Raw genomic sequence first — 16,896 nt, 5'->3', positions numbered from 1 at the left:
GAATCCCCTTACATATCCAAAAACTGATAGTGGGAAATTGCTTCCAAGATCCCCGCTAGACCCTCAGATTGACAGGAATAAACGTCATCGGACAATCGCGCCCCTTCGCTTCCTCCGCCTATTTGCGCCGCAAGAATATTTCCCCCCAATAATTCGAGGTCAGCTTGTGGGCTACCAACGACCAGAACATGCTCGAGGGGAATATCATGCCGATCGGCGACATAGCGAACGGCAAAACCGAGAGATGCGCGTTGCGGAATGACCAAAAACTCCTGTGGATTGATTGCCACGACACGAGCGGGGATATCCTGGGCATGCAATTGACTATCTAACGCCGTGATACCGCCAAAATCGGAGCCACTATGAATGAAACCATGCACCGTATACATGCCTTGACTACTCCTGCTTGCCAAATGGACGCCGGCTGTTTCAGCAAGCAGATCGTAGACGCGGTCACCTTGCCAATTCACTGCTATGTGACGGCTCCATGCCTGATCTCGAGTCAGGCTTGTGCCATAATGGATATAGGTACCGGCGCCAGTAATGAGAAGTTCGGGGACCCCCAAGCCGCGTTCTTTGAGAAGCATCAGAAGCTCGGAGAGGGGGCGCATGGTCACCAGTCCCAGGGCTACCCGCTGCTTCCGCGAAAATAACTGTGCCGCCAAATCCGCCGGTCCGATCGGATACTGGTCCAAAAGACGAACACCAAGGAACAGCAGTCGTTTGGAGGTAACGCGAGGCTCTCTTGGGGTCAAAATATCTGGTGTAGAGGGAGCATTCATCGGGCATTCTCTGAGTGCCTCCAAGTATTGTTCAACATGCGCCGGCCAAGTGTAATGGCGGCGCACAGCGGCGACCCCGTTTTGCGCGTAGTGCCGCCGATTCCTTGCGTCGTTGAGAATGGCCAGCAGTTTGCTGCTCATCTCATCCGTGTCCAACGGATTGATGAGCAGGCCATTATTACAGTTGGTGATAATGTCTTTCGGGCCTCCGTTTTCCGTTGCCAGGACCGGAAGACCACAAGCCGCCGCCTCGATCAGCGTCAACCCAAAGGGTTCAGTCAACGCCGGATTGATAAATACCCCTCCCAAATCAGCCGCCCAACGATACAGGTCAGGGACATCCTCGGGAGAATGTTGCCGTGGGTAGGCAACTTTCCCATAGAGGTTATAGCAGTCAATCAGGAATAACATTTCTGTTAACACTTGCCTGAGGCCTGCCGGCATATCACGTATATCTTCCCGATTTCCAGCAATAATGACCAAATTTGCGCGGGCTTGTAGCTCTGGATTTTTCCCATAAGCGTGAATCAGGCCGGCAATGTTCTTACGTTCATCTGGGCGGGACAAAGCGAGAATTGGCGGCCGTTTCGCATTTCGTAGAAAGCGTTTTAACTCTTCAACAATCGGTGGCGCTGGACGGGAAACTGGTGCGAATCGGGAGAGATCTACCCCCGGCGGTATTACGCGCATGCGCTCAGGATTAGCTCGATCGTACATCCCGTACTGGCTATCGATCTCGTCTTGGGTGCTGGCCACGACAAGAGCAGCCGTGGAAAGAATTTCTTCCTCTACGTGGATTCTATGGGACAATCGGTATTTCTCTTCCAAGACTGTCTCGGATTCGCCAAAAGCCAGCAAATGTTGCCGCTTGCTGCGGCCCAGGGAATGAGCCGTGTGCACCAGCGGGACGCCAAGCTGTAATGCCAAGCGCATGCCTACGTAACCGGCATCGGCGTAGTGACTGTGTATGACACTTGGCGCCTGTGCCTGCTTGCGTAAGTATTCAATCGCATGATCGCTGAAACTATCCAAATACGGCCAAAGCGACTCTTTTGGCAAATATTCCTCGGGCCCGGCAGGGAGTCGAATGATATGTGCTTTCGGCTCATCCGACAGAATTTCCTGTTCTTGTTGATAGTCATCACTCACTCTAGGATCGATGATTTGACGGGTCAGCAGGTCAACTCGTGAAACTTTCGGATGTGCCGCCAGAGCATGAAGTAGCTCAAGTACATAAAGTATCTGACCTCCGGTGTCTGCATCCCTCCCAAGCTCGATGTTCTGGCCACGAATGAGCCCGTGGATACTGATAAGCACCAAGTAAAGCAACGGCGAGCCCTTTTCTTGCGGATGATCCGCCGGTTCTACCAATTGCTTGTCTACGGTCATGGGCTAAGAATTCACCTCGCTAACCTCAGCAGGGCTAGGTTCGTCAATACCTAAGCGAAGCAACAACCCAGGATCATCCAAGAAATAGCGCGCAAGAAGAAATCCCGCCGCACTCCACACTTGCCCGATATTGGCGCGTCGCCCTACCAATCGACCTAAACGACCATCGTAATATTCTGGCCACCGATTTAACATCAAGCGCTTTTCGACCAAATTCCAGGCCATTCCCGCGAGGTCTGCTCGCCCGCTTTTCAGCAGTGCTGATACCAGAGGCCAAATCAGCACCGGCCAATGCCCACCATTGTGATAAGACCAGGGGATGTTTTTTGGATCCGAGCCAGTAATCAGTCGCCATTCATCCCCTTCGATAGCGGGGTAAACCAGCTTCATGGGCATGCGCCCAATCAAGTCGGTCCAACGCTGTTCGATCAGGTTGGTCAACGCCACGCGCTGATTCGCGGTAGCCATACCAGTTGCCAACATCAGCAGATTACCCTGCGCGAAAAACCGAAAATCCATTCTTCCGGGTCCCAAATTGCCAACGAAGTACCCGGCATCATCCGGAAGCCAATCCTGTACCCACAAGGGAATCGTTTCGGGATGAATATTAAATAAATTCTCTACATTCTCACCAAGCATTTCCGTTTCAAAACGATAAATCCGGTTGAGCACGTCCATATCCAACCAATAATATCGTTGCACATAGGAACGCAAAATTTCGCGCCGCCGTTGTGCCATATTCAACAACCAATGGCTCCCAGATTCTGGAAGTAACAAAGAGGCAGCACGCAACGTACTGTCAAATAGGGCCTGAATTTCGAGAGGGTGGCCGTAGACTCCCATGCGCCGATCGATCATGAAGGAGCCGTCGGGGACCGGCAAGGTTGGAAAGACCTCGAAACGACTCTGCAGACACAAACTCAGGATCATCCGCAGCATCCGCTGAATTTCCGGGCCGTGCGCAAAAGCAATATCACCGGTGTAATGTACATATGCTTGCAGCAATATCGACCACCACATCATTGAATCCACTGGCGCCACCCTGCCAATGGCTCGATCGCCGAAATCGGCAATGATTCGCTCGTTGCCAGACTCATCATGCTGCACACGAAAGGAGGCCGGTAGAACTCCAGGCGCAATTTGTTGGCCTTCGAGATCTTCTTGCTGCCCCCGCAACTGCATGATCAGATAAAGAAAGGATCGAACTACGTCTTCCCGGTTTTCCAATAGCATGATCAGACCAACCGGAAAGAAATCCCGCACAAAACAGTCGGCGTAGTTGCTTGCTGGCGCGTTGAGATCGACGCTAGCAACCGTGCCTACCAACTGCCCACGATAAAATACCTTCGCATCCTCGATTAATTGGTAAGCATCGTCTAGTGCTGGGCTGGCGCCTGCGTAACGCGGGTACGAAAAACAGGGCTCTGACGGGATCAACGAAATTCTCCTTCAACCTGTCTGTTGTCTGACGGTGGCGCATCAAATGCGCCTAGTCAAGCTTACAATAAAATTCCTTGGGATTACTCGGTAGGGCTCCCGACAGGGCGCATACCTGCGCCGCTAACTGACTCGCCAAACGTAAGGACTCGGTAAAGGCACGTCCCTGTAGTCGCGCGTATATCCATCCTGCACTGAAGGCATCTCCTGCACCAACGGTGTCCCGAATTTGTACCGGTACTGCAGGATGTTGATGGAGAGATCTACCGTCCCAATACGCCGCGCCCTGGGCGCCAGCCGTTACCAATATCTCTGCTACGGCAAAACGCTGGCCCAGGGCCGCCATAGTGTCAGCTAAATCGGCTCCCTGCAGACAAAATTCTTTTCCCAATAGGGCAAGTTCCTCATGGTTGCATTTCAATATCGAAGCCCCAGTCAGAAACTCCTCGAGAGTGTTCTTTTCCCAATTGCCAGCACGCAAGTTGATATCCACGAAGCGCCAATTTGCACGCGAAGCCAATTGGCGCCATGTATTTCGGCTGGGACCGTTTTCGCGCAGAGCCAGAGTCCCGTGATAGAGCCAAAAGGATTGGTTACGTGTAGCGTCAACCAATGGCTTGTCATATTGGATCGCGTCGTAGGCCTGATGGGGCAAAATTTCAAAACGGTGCTCACCGTGCCCTAAATCGTGGACGAGTACCCTCCCTGTCGGCAGTGTCGCATCTTCTTGCAAGATTGCCCGGGCGTCCGGCCAAAGCTGGAGGTGGTTTCGGATCCGGGCGCCGGAAGGATCCTTTCCCAATCTGCTGATAAAGCGTACGTTACTGCCCAGCGACCAAAGGTGACACGCAACATTGAAGGGAGCTCCACCAACCCGCTGCGTATCCCCAAAGTCATCCAGCAGGCATTCACCAAAAATCCAACCGTCCATTCATGTGGTTTCCATGCTGATTTTCTCCAAACTTTCCCGAACGACCTGTTCTGGCTGCAAGTTTTGTCCACTCATCCAACCCAAGAGTATGCCCACCAACGCCAGGATGGATAGAATTGGGTAGCCGATGCTTGCCACCAAAGGCCCACCCAAAAAGGTGCCCAGTACCGTCGCAATCGCCCCACTGGCGTTGAACAATCCCATGGCTGACCCTTGGCTAAACGGCGTCAAACGCGCAGTCAATGTCATTCCGGAAATACTTTGCAACGGCCACGCAAGAATGATCAAGGCAAAGCCAATGAGCGCGATGACGGCCTTTGGAATGGGCAAATAGAAAACGCTCAGCAATAACAAGAAGCCAAGAAAACGCAGTAGCAATGACCAGCGATAGACGCGTCCAGCACCATATTTCCCGGATAATCTCGCCCCTACAGAGTACAGCACGAGGGCAATCGCGGCAGTAACGGCGTAGGTACTGGAGGTAAGAGCGGGCGCGACGTGGTAGGCATGCTGCATGGCGACCGGGAAGTAGGCAAAGAATGCTGCCACGCCAAATGCGACGATAAACCAGGAGAACAAAAATCGGCCAAAGCGACTGCCCAACACTTCCGAAAGACGCCTCACGCCCTGTAGCGAGAGGTGATGGGAAAAGCGCGAAATCCCACCAGCTAGAAGCTCGGGCCTGCCGAAGATGGCGAGGAAACGCCAGTCCAGATCCCGCCGCATACGCTGACCCACCTGCACCCTCCAATCAATCTCCGATTTACTGGGAAGCCCCTTAGCGCCGAGCCAAAGGGCCGGGAGAATGATCGCTGCGGAGCATAGGAGTCCCACGGTAAAATTCGCCACGAATATGCCGGCGACCAACAGTCCCATCACCTGTCCGGCTCCATTCAGCGTTTGCAACCATCCAAGCCGGGGCTCCCAGTCATTTTGCGGATCAAATTCGACGACGAAGAGGCTCGCCATCGTCGCCGCCGCCGATGTGCCGGCACCCGCCAGGAAGGACAGCGCCGTCCAAGGGATGATGCCCGGTACAAAGGGCATGATTGCCAAGGACGCGGCTAAGACTAAGAAGCCGGCATAAAAAATTGGGCGATAAAGGCGGTAACGATCCGCCATAACGCCCCACAGGGGTGAGGTGAGGAGTCCGAGATTGAATCCCCCCATAACATACGCAACCCAGCTGAGATGATGGGTGACCCCAACAATCATCAGTGGCAGTAAGATAGGCAGTAAGCCTGATGAAACAGCGCCCAGGAGTGCATACGCGAGAAACCATATGGAAATCCAGCGTCGCGGTTCACCCAACACCTGGCGGAGGCGCGCCATCCGCTCCTCCATCAGGCGGACACGTTGTATGACCCATTCTTCGCGAAATGATCGAAAGGTACCGCGCTTAGCATCCGTCATGGAACCCCTCCTGGCAGGTGGCGAGTGGTTAACGTGACTCCAAAGCCCATAAGTATTGTGAATGCCTAGAGACAGTTTGGTTCCCTCGATGATGAAATCTCCCGATTGAATCCATTTGAAGGGGGGGTGGCAACATCGCTTCAGGGGGTCACATTGAACCCCGGTGATGTGCTCAGCGTGACCAATATGGGCTTGGAGATCCTCTGCGAAACGGGCAAAGGCCGCTGCGTCCTTGCCGGGTGTGGTGTAGAGCAAGCGCCTCTTCTCCAGAGCCATCAACAGAGTGATCTAGTCGTCCGTAGGTAGAGAGGCAAAAAATGCAGCGATAACCCACCGAAAAGCAGGATGAATATCATCAGCATCGGATCACTCCTGCCCCGTGGATTTCTTGTGCTCAAGAATGGCCCTTCCGAGTCCTTCGAGGGGGGAGGGATCAAGTTCTTCTGCCGCCTGCACCAAGGCTGCGACGGTATACTGCGGGTTTGCGCCTACGAAGCGAGACAAAAGATTCCGCGACCGCGACCGCTCTCGATCCACTACCTTGGCAGTGGTCGTAAACCCCCGTGGCACACGCGCCGAAAGTTCATCGTGCAACTCGCGCACAAAGGCAGCGCCAAGCTCCCAGAGAGCGGAGAACACTTCATACTCAAGATCATCGGCGGGGAGACGGAATTGGTTCATGCAGCAGCGCTACGACATTATTGATCGTAAAGAAGCAAAAGCTCGCCGCTCAGGGCACCTCACACTTCCATTCGTTCGCTGATTTTTCAGTGCGGCCTCTGCTTTGGTCCTGCCAAGTCGCAAATTCTCACTCGCGTCGGAAATGGAGTTTTTAAGTACTCCAAGCAGACGATGGATTCAACTCAATCGGCTTTTCCCAATAACCGTCCGACAGCTTGACTGTAACAAAAGTTTTACATTTACGTAAAGTTTCTTGCCGAATTTGATTGATCAGCCACCGCCTTTGTTACCGCACGACAACTAAACATGTTTCAAGCTTACATGAGTGGCGCGATAATTCTGATCCTCCAGGGCATCCGTCATTCTGCAAACATCGCAGCTATGTGGCTCCGCACCACGCCGGTGCGAAGAATCGCGATGCGCACCAACGATGGGCAGGCTGCACCACAAAATCTCCTTTTCTGCAACATGAGAGGGAGGTATTAATCATATTCCAAATCATGAAAATAGTTGAGACGTTGGCGCTGTCGGTAGCAAGTATTGTGCGGAACGAATATTGCTTTATGAAATTGGGCGTCAAGTTAGCGATTGTTGGCCAGATCACTCATGATCGTGGTAGAGCCCAAACGCGATTGCAGCGCCCTTCTGAACAGTGCAGGAGTGTGAATAGCGAGTAAAAGTGAATTTAGTGTGCCGACGCCTTGACATAAGGGAGTGAATTGATTATGCGATACGTAGCGGCCCTTTCAGCAGTCTTTGCTGGTGCTTTTCGAAGTTATATGTCATTCTATATTGCTACGGAAAGAACGTTTCGGAACGTATTTGTTCGTAAGGTCTCACTGTATTTTGCGAATCGTAGTTGGCAACCACGCAATTTTTTCGATTTTGCTCTCGTGGCACTCATATGCCTCATTATAGCAGAAGTTGCAGAGGTGCAGGCGCCTCTATCAGCACAGATATACGTCTCGTGTTTCCTGATTGGTGCGATGCTAGTTTTATACAATTGGGATCTGCACCGGAAAAGTGCAGTTAGTAAATTACTTGCTCGCTACGCGATTATCTTTGCGAGCGCATATTTCGGGTGGCGTTACCTTTATTGGCGAGCAACGGAGACCATGCCCATCGGTTATGGACTGGATAGTGAGATAGCTGGCTGGTTATTATTCTTAGCAGAGTCTTACGGTTTTATTATGCTAATGTTTAATCACTTGGTGAACATTAATCCAATTGACCACCGCATACCAGAATTGCCTAAAGCTGAGTTGGAACTGCCGTTTGTGGATGTTTTTATACCTACCTACAACGAAGATCTGGATGTAATCGTCCCCACCTTGGCAGCAGCGGTGAACCTCGACTATCCGAAGAGCAAATTCCAAGTTTGGTTTTTGGATGACGGCGGTACCGAAAAGAAGTGCCAGCAGCCAGATGTAAAGAAAGCAGCGAGCGCCAAAGAGCGTCGGGATCAGTTGCATGCTTTGGCTGACAGATTTGGAGCAAAGTACCTGACCCGGAGGGATAACTCTCATGCGAAAGCAGGAAATATTAATAATGCCTTGGAGGTTTCAGCGGGAGATTTAGTTGCGATATTGGACTGCGATCATATTCCGACCCGTGATTTTTTGCGCAGCACAGTACCGTTCTTCTTGCACGATGATAAATTATTCCTAGTTCAGACTCCTCATAATTTCGTAACACAAGACCCGGTCGAAAAAAACTTGTTGTTGCCGCGCGGACCGGGAGAGAACGAGTTATTCTATGACGTCATGCAGCCCGGACTAGATTTTTGGGGCACTTCCTACTTTTGCGGATCGGCTGCGGTTTTACGTGAGCCTGTATTGAAATCGCTTGGGGGGATCGCCGGTCAAACGATCACGGAAGATGCAGAAACAACCATTGATGCGATGCGCCTGGGATATCGTACCCTCTATTTGAATAAAGCTATGGTGAGTGGTTTGCAGCCGGAAACCGTCACGGGGATGGTCGTCCAGCGGGTACGTTGGGGAACAGGGATGCTACAAATATTTCTGTTAAAGAATCCTTGGTTTCAGAAGGGGTTGAAAACAGTACAAAAGCTGCTCTATACCAATCTGATTGTCTATTGGCTGTTCGCATATTCGCGTCTCATATTGCTAATGGCACCTCCAGCATACTTGATTTTTGGTATCACTATCTGTCATACGACACCTAAACAGCTTCTGGTGTACCTAGTCCCTTATTTAGCTAGTTCACTGATCGTTGCGCAGCATTACTATCGTCGCGTGCGTTGGCCATTCATCTCGCAGGTATATGAAACCCTGCAGAGCGTATTCATAGCTACGGCGATGACAAAAGTTTTCTGGAGCCCAAAATCTCCAAACTTTAAAGTTACACCAAAAGGCGAGTATCTTGACCGCCATTTTATTTCCGTGCTGTCCTGGCCTTTTTATGTGTTGCTGTTGGTAAATATCGCTGCCATATTATCTGGTGTAGAGCTCATTCAGCAAGTTGGAGCTCAAGTTGATGCGATTGGCTTTGTCATGTTTTGGGCAGTGCTTGACACTCTCTTTCTACTCGCTGTTCTTGGGGTTGCCCATGAGAAGCCTCAGCGTCGCACTTCTGCCCGAGTTCCATTGAGGAAACAGGTAGCGATAAATTTCGGTACGAACAAGAAGCCGGTGCTTGGAAATACCCAGGATATTTCTTGGCGAGGCGCTTCCGTGGCTATCGATCATGAAGTGGGATCGATCCATCTTGGGTCTGACATTTCCCTGGATTTTGGAGCAGGCGAAGTGCTGCGTGCAAGGGTTAGTGGGATGCGTGATGCGGTTCCCGGAAAACAGATCTTGTTGTCTGTACTGTTTGATCATAGTGATGTGGAGAACGTCATAACCGCCGTCAACATTGCCTATGGCTCCAGCAACGATCTTTTGCGTTTGGCGCGCGAGCGTCGGCGATCACGGAGCATTTTAGGGGCGTTAATGCTGTTCATGCGCCTTGCGCTGGTTTTTGGTGGCAAGCATGTTTGGCATTTGTTGCGTGATATGCCAATAACGGATCTGGTTCAGCGCGTCTGCCAGGTTCCACTTTCAGTGGTATGGATACGTCGCAGTCACGACTTCCGGACGCCGACGATGTCTCCAGTTCCACAAAACGTGGCCCCTACACCACCCTCCTCTCGGAGTATTTCGGATCTCGATGCTATGTGGGTCGTTCCGTCAACGCTGGAGCCTGAAGGAGGCGCGGCATGAAGTGGTCGGCACTGGCTTTCCTCATGGTCTTTCTCTGGCCCAGTTGGACTTGGGCGGACTCTGGTCTGATAGCAACTGCCTCGGATGGGTCTGTCTCTGAAAGTGACAACGTGAATCAGCCAACATATGAAAAGATGGTTAAGCTGGCCTTCGCTACCACGATAGGTAGCAAGGCGCCGATTATCCTCCAAGGCCATGGCGCGACTGTTCGCATTCCTTTTTCTATCCCGTTTGGAGAGAAGGTCAACTCGATCAATGTGCATATTTACGGACACGTATCCCGCAGCTTGGCTAATTCGGCTCTGTTAGAGGCGGAATCTGATGGGGAAACCATTGCTCAGTTAGACGTACAATCAGGTAAAGATGTAGACAAAAAATTTGCAATTCCCACGCAGCATCTCGACCCCGGCTTTCACAGTCTGATCTTGAAGCTGGTTGGGGTCACCGGCGACTCGGAACTAAATTGGGTCCAACTGGACCCTCGCGCTTCTGATTTTGCGTATTTGACTACTCCCAAACCAATTCCCGCGCTTCTCGATCACATGGATTGGTTTTTCGATAGGGCAGCCCTGAATTATGCACCAAAAGTGGCGGTCTATTCTCCACCGAATAAAGATAATCTACAGGCGATAAGTTACGTGGCGCAAGGCATAGGTTTGCGTTATCAATTCTTACCCGTAAAAATTCAGTGGCATATGTTGCAAGTCAATCGCACTGATTATGGCTTCGACAGCATAGTTCACAAGTTGCCAGAAAATAGTCGCATAGCGATTATCGTAGGAACGACTGATGAGATAGGAGAAATTCTTAAGCAGGTTGGCATTAGCGAGGTAACCAAAACATCAATTTTTATTCGACAATTCCCTAACCATATTAACCATTATCTACTCATCTTGACCGGGAGGGATCAAGACCAGGTCCTCCAGGCTGCTGAGACCTTCGCCGATCAACATTTGCACTTCCCTCCAGTTTCAAGCTTGAGTCTACAGAAAGAAATAGGTTCTGATTCCAAGTCCGAGACCCTACCGGTAAACGTGACGCCATTTGCGCGTTCCACTTTTCCATTGTCAGCGGCAGGATTCAAGACAGCAACTCTCAATGGGTTTAGTGGGCCTATATCTGTGCGGATCTGGAACGGTGGGTGGCAGCGCGATGGTGAACTCCGGCTAAACCTAATTTACTCTGCCGGGATGTCGGGTACTGCTGATCTAAACGTTCTTTTTAATGGTGCTTTGGAAGGTTCGATACCTCTTAACTCCCCTACAGGCGGTAAATACCTAAAGTATGCGGTGAGCATCCCCAGCACTGTAGCAAAGTCAGGATGGAATACTTTAACCCTGGTGCCCAATCTGATTCCTGCCTCTAGCCATGATTTTCTGTACAACGTGGAGCGGGACAATCTTCAACTGAGTGTATTTTCCGACTCGACGTTTACTTGGCAAGGGGGGAGTGTTCTACGCCATCTCGATCTGACCGCACTTAGTTCCGCAGGGATGCTGGGGCTACGACCCGGACAGCAAGTGAACTTGGTTTTACCAGAACATAGCGGCTCAGACACGTTATCGGCTATGGTGACATTACTTGGTAAGATCGCCCAGATTTACGGGCAGGTTTTTCCCGTTCATGTAAGTTTCGGCAACGATCTGCACGATGGCCCAATACTTGCCATAGCACCTTTGTCACAATTACCAAGCACCCTCCGACGCTCAGTGGGAATCAAATCGAGCAATACGGGAGGAGGTACTTGGGAGCTTACACGGATGTTGCGCAACATAGAGCCCGGAAGCGGACACAGTCTAACAGTTTATGATTTTCATTTGCAAAAACAAACCCTGGCGCTGAGCTCGAGCTACCACGAACATCCGCTGATCGTGTTTTCTGCTGTCGAGCCAGGCACATTGGAAGGGGGCGTGGATTCATTGATCGGCTTTGATCTTTGGCCTCAACTTCGGGGTTTTACCGATTGGTGGCAAACCGGCGGCAAGAGCGTACACGCTGTGGCAATGGAAGACATTCCTTTTTTCGCCTTTGGCGCCAGTGGTGGAATAGGCGTGTGGGTAAGCAGACACGTATGGCTTGCTATTGCATTATTTTTCGCACTTGCGTTGGCGATGTCCGTGCTGATCTATACCCGAGTGCGCAGTCGATATCGGCGTTTACCAGCGGAGAGTCAAGTTTTGGATGGTGTCCAAGGCAGGACAAAATGAGATTCCCTCATCCTACTATCCTATCGTACGGCTTTCGATCTTTCGTTCTAACCGTGCTTCTCTTTGGCATTTTTGCTAAGCCGGCCATGGGCGAAAATTTTGCGCTTGTTGGCGTTCAGCAATCCGCACAAAGCTCATATGACTACCTTGGCTGGATTCAACCGTTCGTCGGCAGCGCTCTCGGGCGTGGACTTTATGGACAAATTTTTCTCAACTATCTTACCTTTCACTATTCTAGTAGTGTGGGTGACGCACCAGTACTGGTGCAAGCACGGGTCCCCGGGGTTTCCCTTGGGCTCGGTTATGCATTTTCTGTTGGTGTGCTGCAGGTGAATATATCCGGTAGCTTTGGCTATCAGTATTTTTCGTTGCAACCGGCAATTCCAGCAGGTGGACCCTATCGGTCTAGTTTTACCTTTGTTCCCCAGGTGCAATTGCATCTTCCTCTGAGTCATGGATTCTATCTGTCAGGCATTGGTAGTTATGCTTTTGGCCAGGATTCATACTGGTCCAGACTGAGATTCGGAATCCCCTTGGGTGCGCGCTGGCATTGTGGCCCTGAATTCATTCCTTCTGGTGGACGTAATTACCAGATCCGGCAATATGGTGCGTATGTCGATGTCAGTTTGTCACAGGGCTGGGGGCTAACCTTGGATGGCGGAATGCAGCAACAAGATGGCTTAGCTAATGTTGGTTACGCGGCGCTTTCTCTGAGCAAGACTTTCTGATTTTTGTGCCTTCTTCCAACTTGCTCTGGCTTGCGACCTTGGTGAATGTAATAAGGGTAATATATGGCAAATCCAGGCAGGTTGCTGATGGTAGGGCTACTGTGTTTGGGGGCATTGATGAGCAGCGATGCAGTCTTGGCAGTCGAACTCCTACCGAATACGGTGGCAAAGTGGGTTGTCTATTGGCAGGCATACTCCAGGCATTTCCTGGACCCGCAAGGGCGTGTGATTGATATCCACCGAGGAGGAATCAGTACTTCTGAGGGACAGTCCTACGCCCTGTTTTTTTCCCTAGTTGCCAATGAGCCTAGCCGCTTCGCCGAAATCCTTTCTTGGACGAACGATAATCTCGCGGCAGGTCAGTTGGGAGTAAAATTGCCAGGTTGGCTCTGGGGAAAAAAATCCCCGGGAAAATGGACACTACTTAGCGCGCACTCTGCTTCTGACGCCGATCTCTGGTTAGCGTACACGCTCATACAAGCGGGGCGTCTGTGGCATCGTCCCGCATATCGAGCATTGGGGTTACGGCTGGCGCAAACTATCGCCAACAAGGAGGTGGTCAACATTTCGTTCGCGCGCAGAGTGAATGCTCGCACTATGAAGCTAAGCTCGACGCCAATGCTTTTGCCTGGCTCCTATGGATTTTCCCTAGGGTATCGCCGATATGTTTTTAACCCCAGTTACATGCCATTGCCGCTGCTGTTGGGCTTGGCTCAGGCAGACTCGACAGGCCCTTGGCAAGTGATGGCATCGCAGCTTCCCAATTTTATGCGTATGATCAGTCCGAAAGGTTTCGCACCGGATTGGATTGGGTTAGATGCTGATGGTCGGACTTTTGTTCCACCGCAAGGTGACGAGGGCAGTTATAACGCGATAAGGGTCTACCTTTGGGCAGGAATGTCAAAAGGTGAAAAACCTTTCGCCCAAGAGTTAATGCAGAGTCTCTTTGGCATGGCCGCTTATTTGCACCAGCAGAACTACCCGCCCGTTGCAGCGAACAGTCTGACTGGTCAGCCACAAGGACAAGGGCCGGCGGGATTTTCCGCAGCGGTTCTTCCATTTCTCGTGGCTACTCACGATATTCGAGCAGTAGCAAGGCAAACGGAACGATTGCAACATAGTTTTGACCGTCAGTCTGGCTTGTTAGGGAAGCCCGCTTACTATTACGATCAGAACCTCGCGCTTTTCGCTTTTGGCTATCTTTCTCATGCTTTCCGTTTTTCGCGACACGGGGAGTTAGAGACATGGTGGTCTCCCGATCATTTGAGCACCGAAAATTCGGGTCGTGATACTCCCTCGCTGGAACTGCAGTATGTCCGCGCTGTAAGGGATGATATAGCGGACGGCCACGCCCTCTCGCCAGGACTGGTTGGGTCTCCACAAGTGATTGGGCCCAACGTGGTTATCGCCAGAGCAACTGCTATGCAGCAGAAAAAAAACCTTGGCGATGTAGCAAAATCTCCGCATGTAGTATTGTGGGACGAGTTGAACGCGCCTTGATATGTCCGAACATTTTAAATTTTCCTGGGCACGACGAAGATAAAATTATGGAGTCACATTTGTGGTTGCATTGAGACAACAATAGGTTAGTTAACGCGCGTTGCTAGTGTTGGAAATTAGGAATCAACTGGGAGGACTGTATGAATGAGATCAGAAAGGCATTGTTTCCTGTTGCTGGCCTGGGAACTCGCTTTCTACCGGCGACAAAAGCGAGTGCGAAAGAGATGATGCCAGTGGTGGACAAACCGTTGATCCAATATGCTGTTGAGGAAGCTATCGCGGCAGGATGTGATCAATTGATTTTCGTAACTGGCAGAGGTAAACGCGCAATAGCGGACCATTTCGATGTTTCTTACGAGCTGGAAGTGGAATTGGAAAGGAAGAGCAAGAATAAGCTATTGGAACAGGTACGGTCTATCCTTCCTAAGCACGTGAGCACCATTTTTTTGCGACAGCCATATCCTCTAGGTCTGGGCCACGCCGTGCTTACGGCCCGCCCAGTGATCGGTGATGAGCCTTTCGCCGTTCTTCTCGCAGATGACCTGATGCTTGCGGAAATCCCAGTCTTAAGCCAGATGCTGGATCAGTATCGGCGATATCAGACGGTCATTGTGGGAGTAGAAGAGATTTCTATCGAGCACAGCAATCGCTACGGTGTGGTCGCCGCACGTCCATGGGAAAAAGGCATCTACCAAGTTAGCGCGATCGTTGAAAAACCGCGTCCGGAAGAGGCCCCCTCCAACCTTGGTGTGGTTGGCCGTTATATCCTTCCCGCTAGGATTTTTGATTTTCTGGAGACAACAAAAATTGGTGTGGGTGGTGAATTGCAGCTCACGGATGCAATATCCCGTCTTCTTGGCGAGCGTCAAGTCCTCGCCTATCTCTTCAACGGAAAACGATATGACTGTGGCGACAAATTAGGATATCTACAGGCCACAATCGCCTTTGCGCAAAGACACCCGGAAGTGGGCGATGCGTTTTCAGAGTATCTGGCGCAGCTCTCTCGATCTTTGTTGCACCGCTTCTCGCTTGAAGAATCGACGTAAGAATCTAACGTCCGCACTTTGTTGCGGGTTGTCGGTCATGCCGGAGCTATGATCGAATCTGGTGTACGGGCCGGTTACAGCTGACTTGAGGGGGTGGCGCACTGTTGCTAGAACAGGGTTTCGAGATCCGATCAGCAACAAAGGAATGCGCCGTGAAAGAAGATAGCAAAGTAGCGGGAGAATGGGCAGAGCTTGGAGTGGGCATTGAAGAGATTCTGCTACAGGGGCCAAGAAGTTGATTCAGCAGGCGGTGGAAGCCGAGCTTTCGGCCACCTTGGAGGAGCTGCGCACGGTGCGCACGCGGGATGGTCGGCAGGCAGTGGTGCGTAATGGCTACCAACCAGAGCGCGAGATTCTCACCCGCCTAGGCCCTGTGCCTGTGCTGGTACCCAAGACACGCGACCGCTCGGGTTCGGGGTTTGGCTTTCGCTCACGCCTGGTGCTTCCGTATGTCCGCCGTTCTCAGACCATTGCTGCCGCTCCGCCTTGGCTGTGTTTGCGCGGAGTGTCTTCCGGCAACCTGCGCAGTGCCCTGGTGGCCTTCTTGGGCGAGCAGGCGCAGGGATTGTCCCCGGTCGCGCTGGGGCGCCTGAAAGCCGAGTGGGCGCAGGAGCACGCCGAGTGGCAGCGCCGATCTTTACGGGGGAAACGCTACGCATGCCGGCGGGCCGATGGCATCTACACCAACTTGCGGGCGGAGGATGACCCGCGCTCTGCCTTTTGGTGATCATTGGCGTGACCGCAGAGGGACGAAAAGAAATCGTGGCGGTCACGGACGGTCTGCGCGAGTCCAAAGCGTCATGGCTGGAGGTACTACGGGATCTGCGCGACCGGGGCGTGCAGGAAGCGCCGTTGCTGGCCATTGGGGACGGTGCGCTAGGCTTCTGGTCGGCTTTGACCGAGATCTATCCGGACACCCGCCACCAGCGCTGCTGGGTACACAAGACCGCCAACATCCTCAATGAGCTGTCCAAGCGGCTGCAGAGCAAGGCCAAGGCCGCCTTGCAGGACATCTGGATGGCCGAGACCCGGGAAGCGGCAGAGCAGGCTTGGCAAGCCTTTGTACGGAACTACCAGGCCAAGTATCCGAAGGCGGTGGAGAAGCTGCAGAAAGACCGCGACGTACTCCTCACCTTCTATGACTTCCCGGCGGAGCACTGGAAGCACATCCGCAGCAGCAATGCCATCGAGTCAACCTGTGCCACGGGTCGCCAGCGGACTAGCCGCACCAAGAATTGTGTTTCCCGCAGCAGCTTTCTCGGGCTGAGCTTCAAGCTCCTGCAGGAGGCCGAGAAACGGTGGCGAGGCATTCAGCACCCCCAGAGGCTCAGCGACCTCTTTGCCGGGGTGATCTTTATCGATTGGGTACCGGCTTATGAAACCCTGGCGGACCCTCAACAGGACGCCACCTGAATCATGTCAGCAAATCCTCATACACCATTCTTTACCGTAGCTCCTATTCTTTCCCGAAGGGCGTATCCGGGCTTCAATTGCCGAGTACCGGTAGACATGCGCAAGCCCTTCGATGGGCTGTCGGCTTTGGTACGGCAGTTCT

The 16,896-nt window shown here is 52.0% G+C and carries 10 protein-coding genes and 2 pseudogenes; 6 read left to right on the top strand and 6 right to left on the bottom strand.

The features are described from left to right. Positions 1-8: 8 nt before the first annotated feature. The 6 genes and pseudogenes from ORD17_RS12210 to ORD17_RS12185 form a co-directional block, all read right to left on the bottom strand. Positions 9-2,171: an HAD family hydrolase gene (locus ORD17_RS12210; RefSeq protein ID WP_308388764.1), complete on the bottom strand. Its 2,163-nt coding sequence runs from the start codon at positions 2,169-2,171 to the stop codon at positions 9-11. Between the two features lie 3 nt (positions 2,172-2,174). Continuing rightward, positions 2,175-3,608 carry a glycoside hydrolase 100 family protein gene (locus ORD17_RS12205; protein ID WP_308388763.1) on the bottom strand — a complete coding sequence of 478 codons (1,434 nt, stop codon included), beginning with the start codon at positions 3,606-3,608 and terminating at the stop codon, positions 2,175-2,177. 52 nt (positions 3,609-3,660) lie between these two features. Beyond that, positions 3,661-4,539, bottom strand: a complete 879-nt coding sequence (locus tag ORD17_RS12200; RefSeq protein WP_308388762.1) for a PfkB family carbohydrate kinase — start codon at positions 4,537-4,539, stop codon at positions 3,661-3,663. After that, positions 4,540-5,952 carry an MFS transporter gene (locus ORD17_RS12195; RefSeq protein WP_308388761.1) on the bottom strand — a complete coding sequence of 471 codons (1,413 nt, stop codon included), beginning with the start codon at positions 5,950-5,952 and terminating at the stop codon, positions 4,540-4,542. Between the two features lie 147 nt (positions 5,953-6,099). After that, positions 6,100-6,240 (bottom strand): annotated as a pseudogene (locus tag ORD17_RS12190) (ISL3 family transposase); the annotation flags it as partial. Positions 6,241-6,318: 78 nt separating this feature from the next. Further along, positions 6,319-6,633, bottom strand: coding sequence for a hypothetical protein (locus ORD17_RS12185; RefSeq protein ID WP_308388760.1), 315 nt, complete (start codon positions 6,631-6,633; stop codon positions 6,319-6,321). 725 nt (positions 6,634-7,358) lie between these two features. On the opposite strand from ORD17_RS12185, the gene bcsA reads away from it, so the two are divergent. The 6 genes and pseudogenes from bcsA to ORD17_RS12155 all read left to right on the top strand — a co-directional run bounded on the left by bcsA (position 7,359) and on the right by ORD17_RS12155 (position 16,754). Next, positions 7,359-9,860 (top strand): UDP-forming cellulose synthase catalytic subunit, encoded by a 2,502-nt coding sequence (bcsA, locus tag ORD17_RS12180; protein ID WP_308388759.1) that lies wholly within the window; start codon positions 7,359-7,361, stop codon positions 9,858-9,860. Beyond that, complete coding sequence (locus ORD17_RS12175) at positions 9,857-12,067, top strand: cellulose biosynthesis cyclic di-GMP-binding regulatory protein BcsB (protein WP_308388758.1); 2,211 nt, start codon at positions 9,857-9,859, stop codon at positions 12,065-12,067. The genes bcsA and ORD17_RS12175 overlap by 4 nt, the downstream gene beginning before the upstream one ends. Continuing rightward, a complete protein-coding gene (gene bcsS / locus ORD17_RS12170) occupies positions 12,064-12,795 on the top strand; it encodes a cellulose biosynthesis protein BcsS (RefSeq protein WP_308388757.1) in 732 nt (243 codons plus the stop codon). The genes ORD17_RS12175 and bcsS overlap by 4 nt, the downstream gene beginning before the upstream one ends. A 117-nt stretch (positions 12,796-12,912) precedes the next feature. Beyond that, a complete protein-coding gene (gene bcsZ, locus ORD17_RS12165; RefSeq protein WP_308388756.1) occupies positions 12,913-14,295 on the top strand; it encodes a cellulose synthase complex periplasmic endoglucanase BcsZ in 1,383 nt (460 codons plus the stop codon). 140 nt (positions 14,296-14,435) lie between these two features. Further along, on the top strand, positions 14,436-15,341 hold the full coding sequence (galU, locus tag ORD17_RS12160; RefSeq protein ID WP_308388755.1) for a UTP--glucose-1-phosphate uridylyltransferase GalU: 906 nt from the start codon (positions 14,436-14,438) through the stop codon (positions 15,339-15,341). Between the two features lie 85 nt (positions 15,342-15,426). Then, a pseudogene (locus ORD17_RS12155) lies at positions 15,427-16,754 on the top strand (IS256 family transposase). Positions 16,755-16,896 lie beyond the last annotated feature (142 nt).

Source organism: Acidithiobacillus sp. AMEEHan, assembly GCF_030996345.1.
Lineage (GTDB): Bacteria > Pseudomonadota > Gammaproteobacteria > Acidithiobacillales > Acidithiobacillaceae > Igneacidithiobacillus.
The sequence above is the reverse complement of the archived record's forward strand: the minus strand, read 5'-3'. Positions and strand labels throughout refer to the sequence as shown.

Excerpts from the sequence above, each read along its gene's own strand:
- ORD17_RS12175 (WP_308388758.1), top strand. The coding sequence starts at position 9,857 with ATGAAGTGGTCGGCACTGGCTTTCCTCATGGTCTTTCTCTGGCCCAGT.
- ORD17_RS12195 (WP_308388761.1), bottom strand. The coding sequence starts at position 5,952 with ATGACGGATGCTAAGCGCGGTACCTTTCGATCATTTCGCGAAGAATGG.
- bcsZ (WP_308388756.1), top strand. The coding sequence starts at position 12,913 with ATGAGCAGCGATGCAGTCTTGGCAGTCGAACTCCTACCGAATACGGTG.
- ORD17_RS12200 (WP_308388762.1), bottom strand. The coding sequence starts at position 4,539 with ATGGACGGTTGGATTTTTGGTGAATGCCTGCTGGATGACTTTGGGGAT.
- bcsA (WP_308388759.1), top strand. The coding sequence starts at position 7,359 with ATGCGATACGTAGCGGCCCTTTCAGCAGTCTTTGCTGGTGCTTTTCGA.
- galU (WP_308388755.1), top strand. The coding sequence starts at position 14,436 with ATGAATGAGATCAGAAAGGCATTGTTTCCTGTTGCTGGCCTGGGAACT.
- ORD17_RS12185 (WP_308388760.1), bottom strand. The coding sequence starts at position 6,633 with ATGAACCAATTCCGTCTCCCCGCCGATGATCTTGAGTATGAAGTGTTC.
- ORD17_RS12210 (WP_308388764.1), bottom strand. The coding sequence starts at position 2,171 with ATGACCGTAGACAAGCAATTGGTAGAACCGGCGGATCATCCGCAAGAA.
- bcsS (WP_308388757.1), top strand. The coding sequence starts at position 12,064 with ATGAGATTCCCTCATCCTACTATCCTATCGTACGGCTTTCGATCTTTC.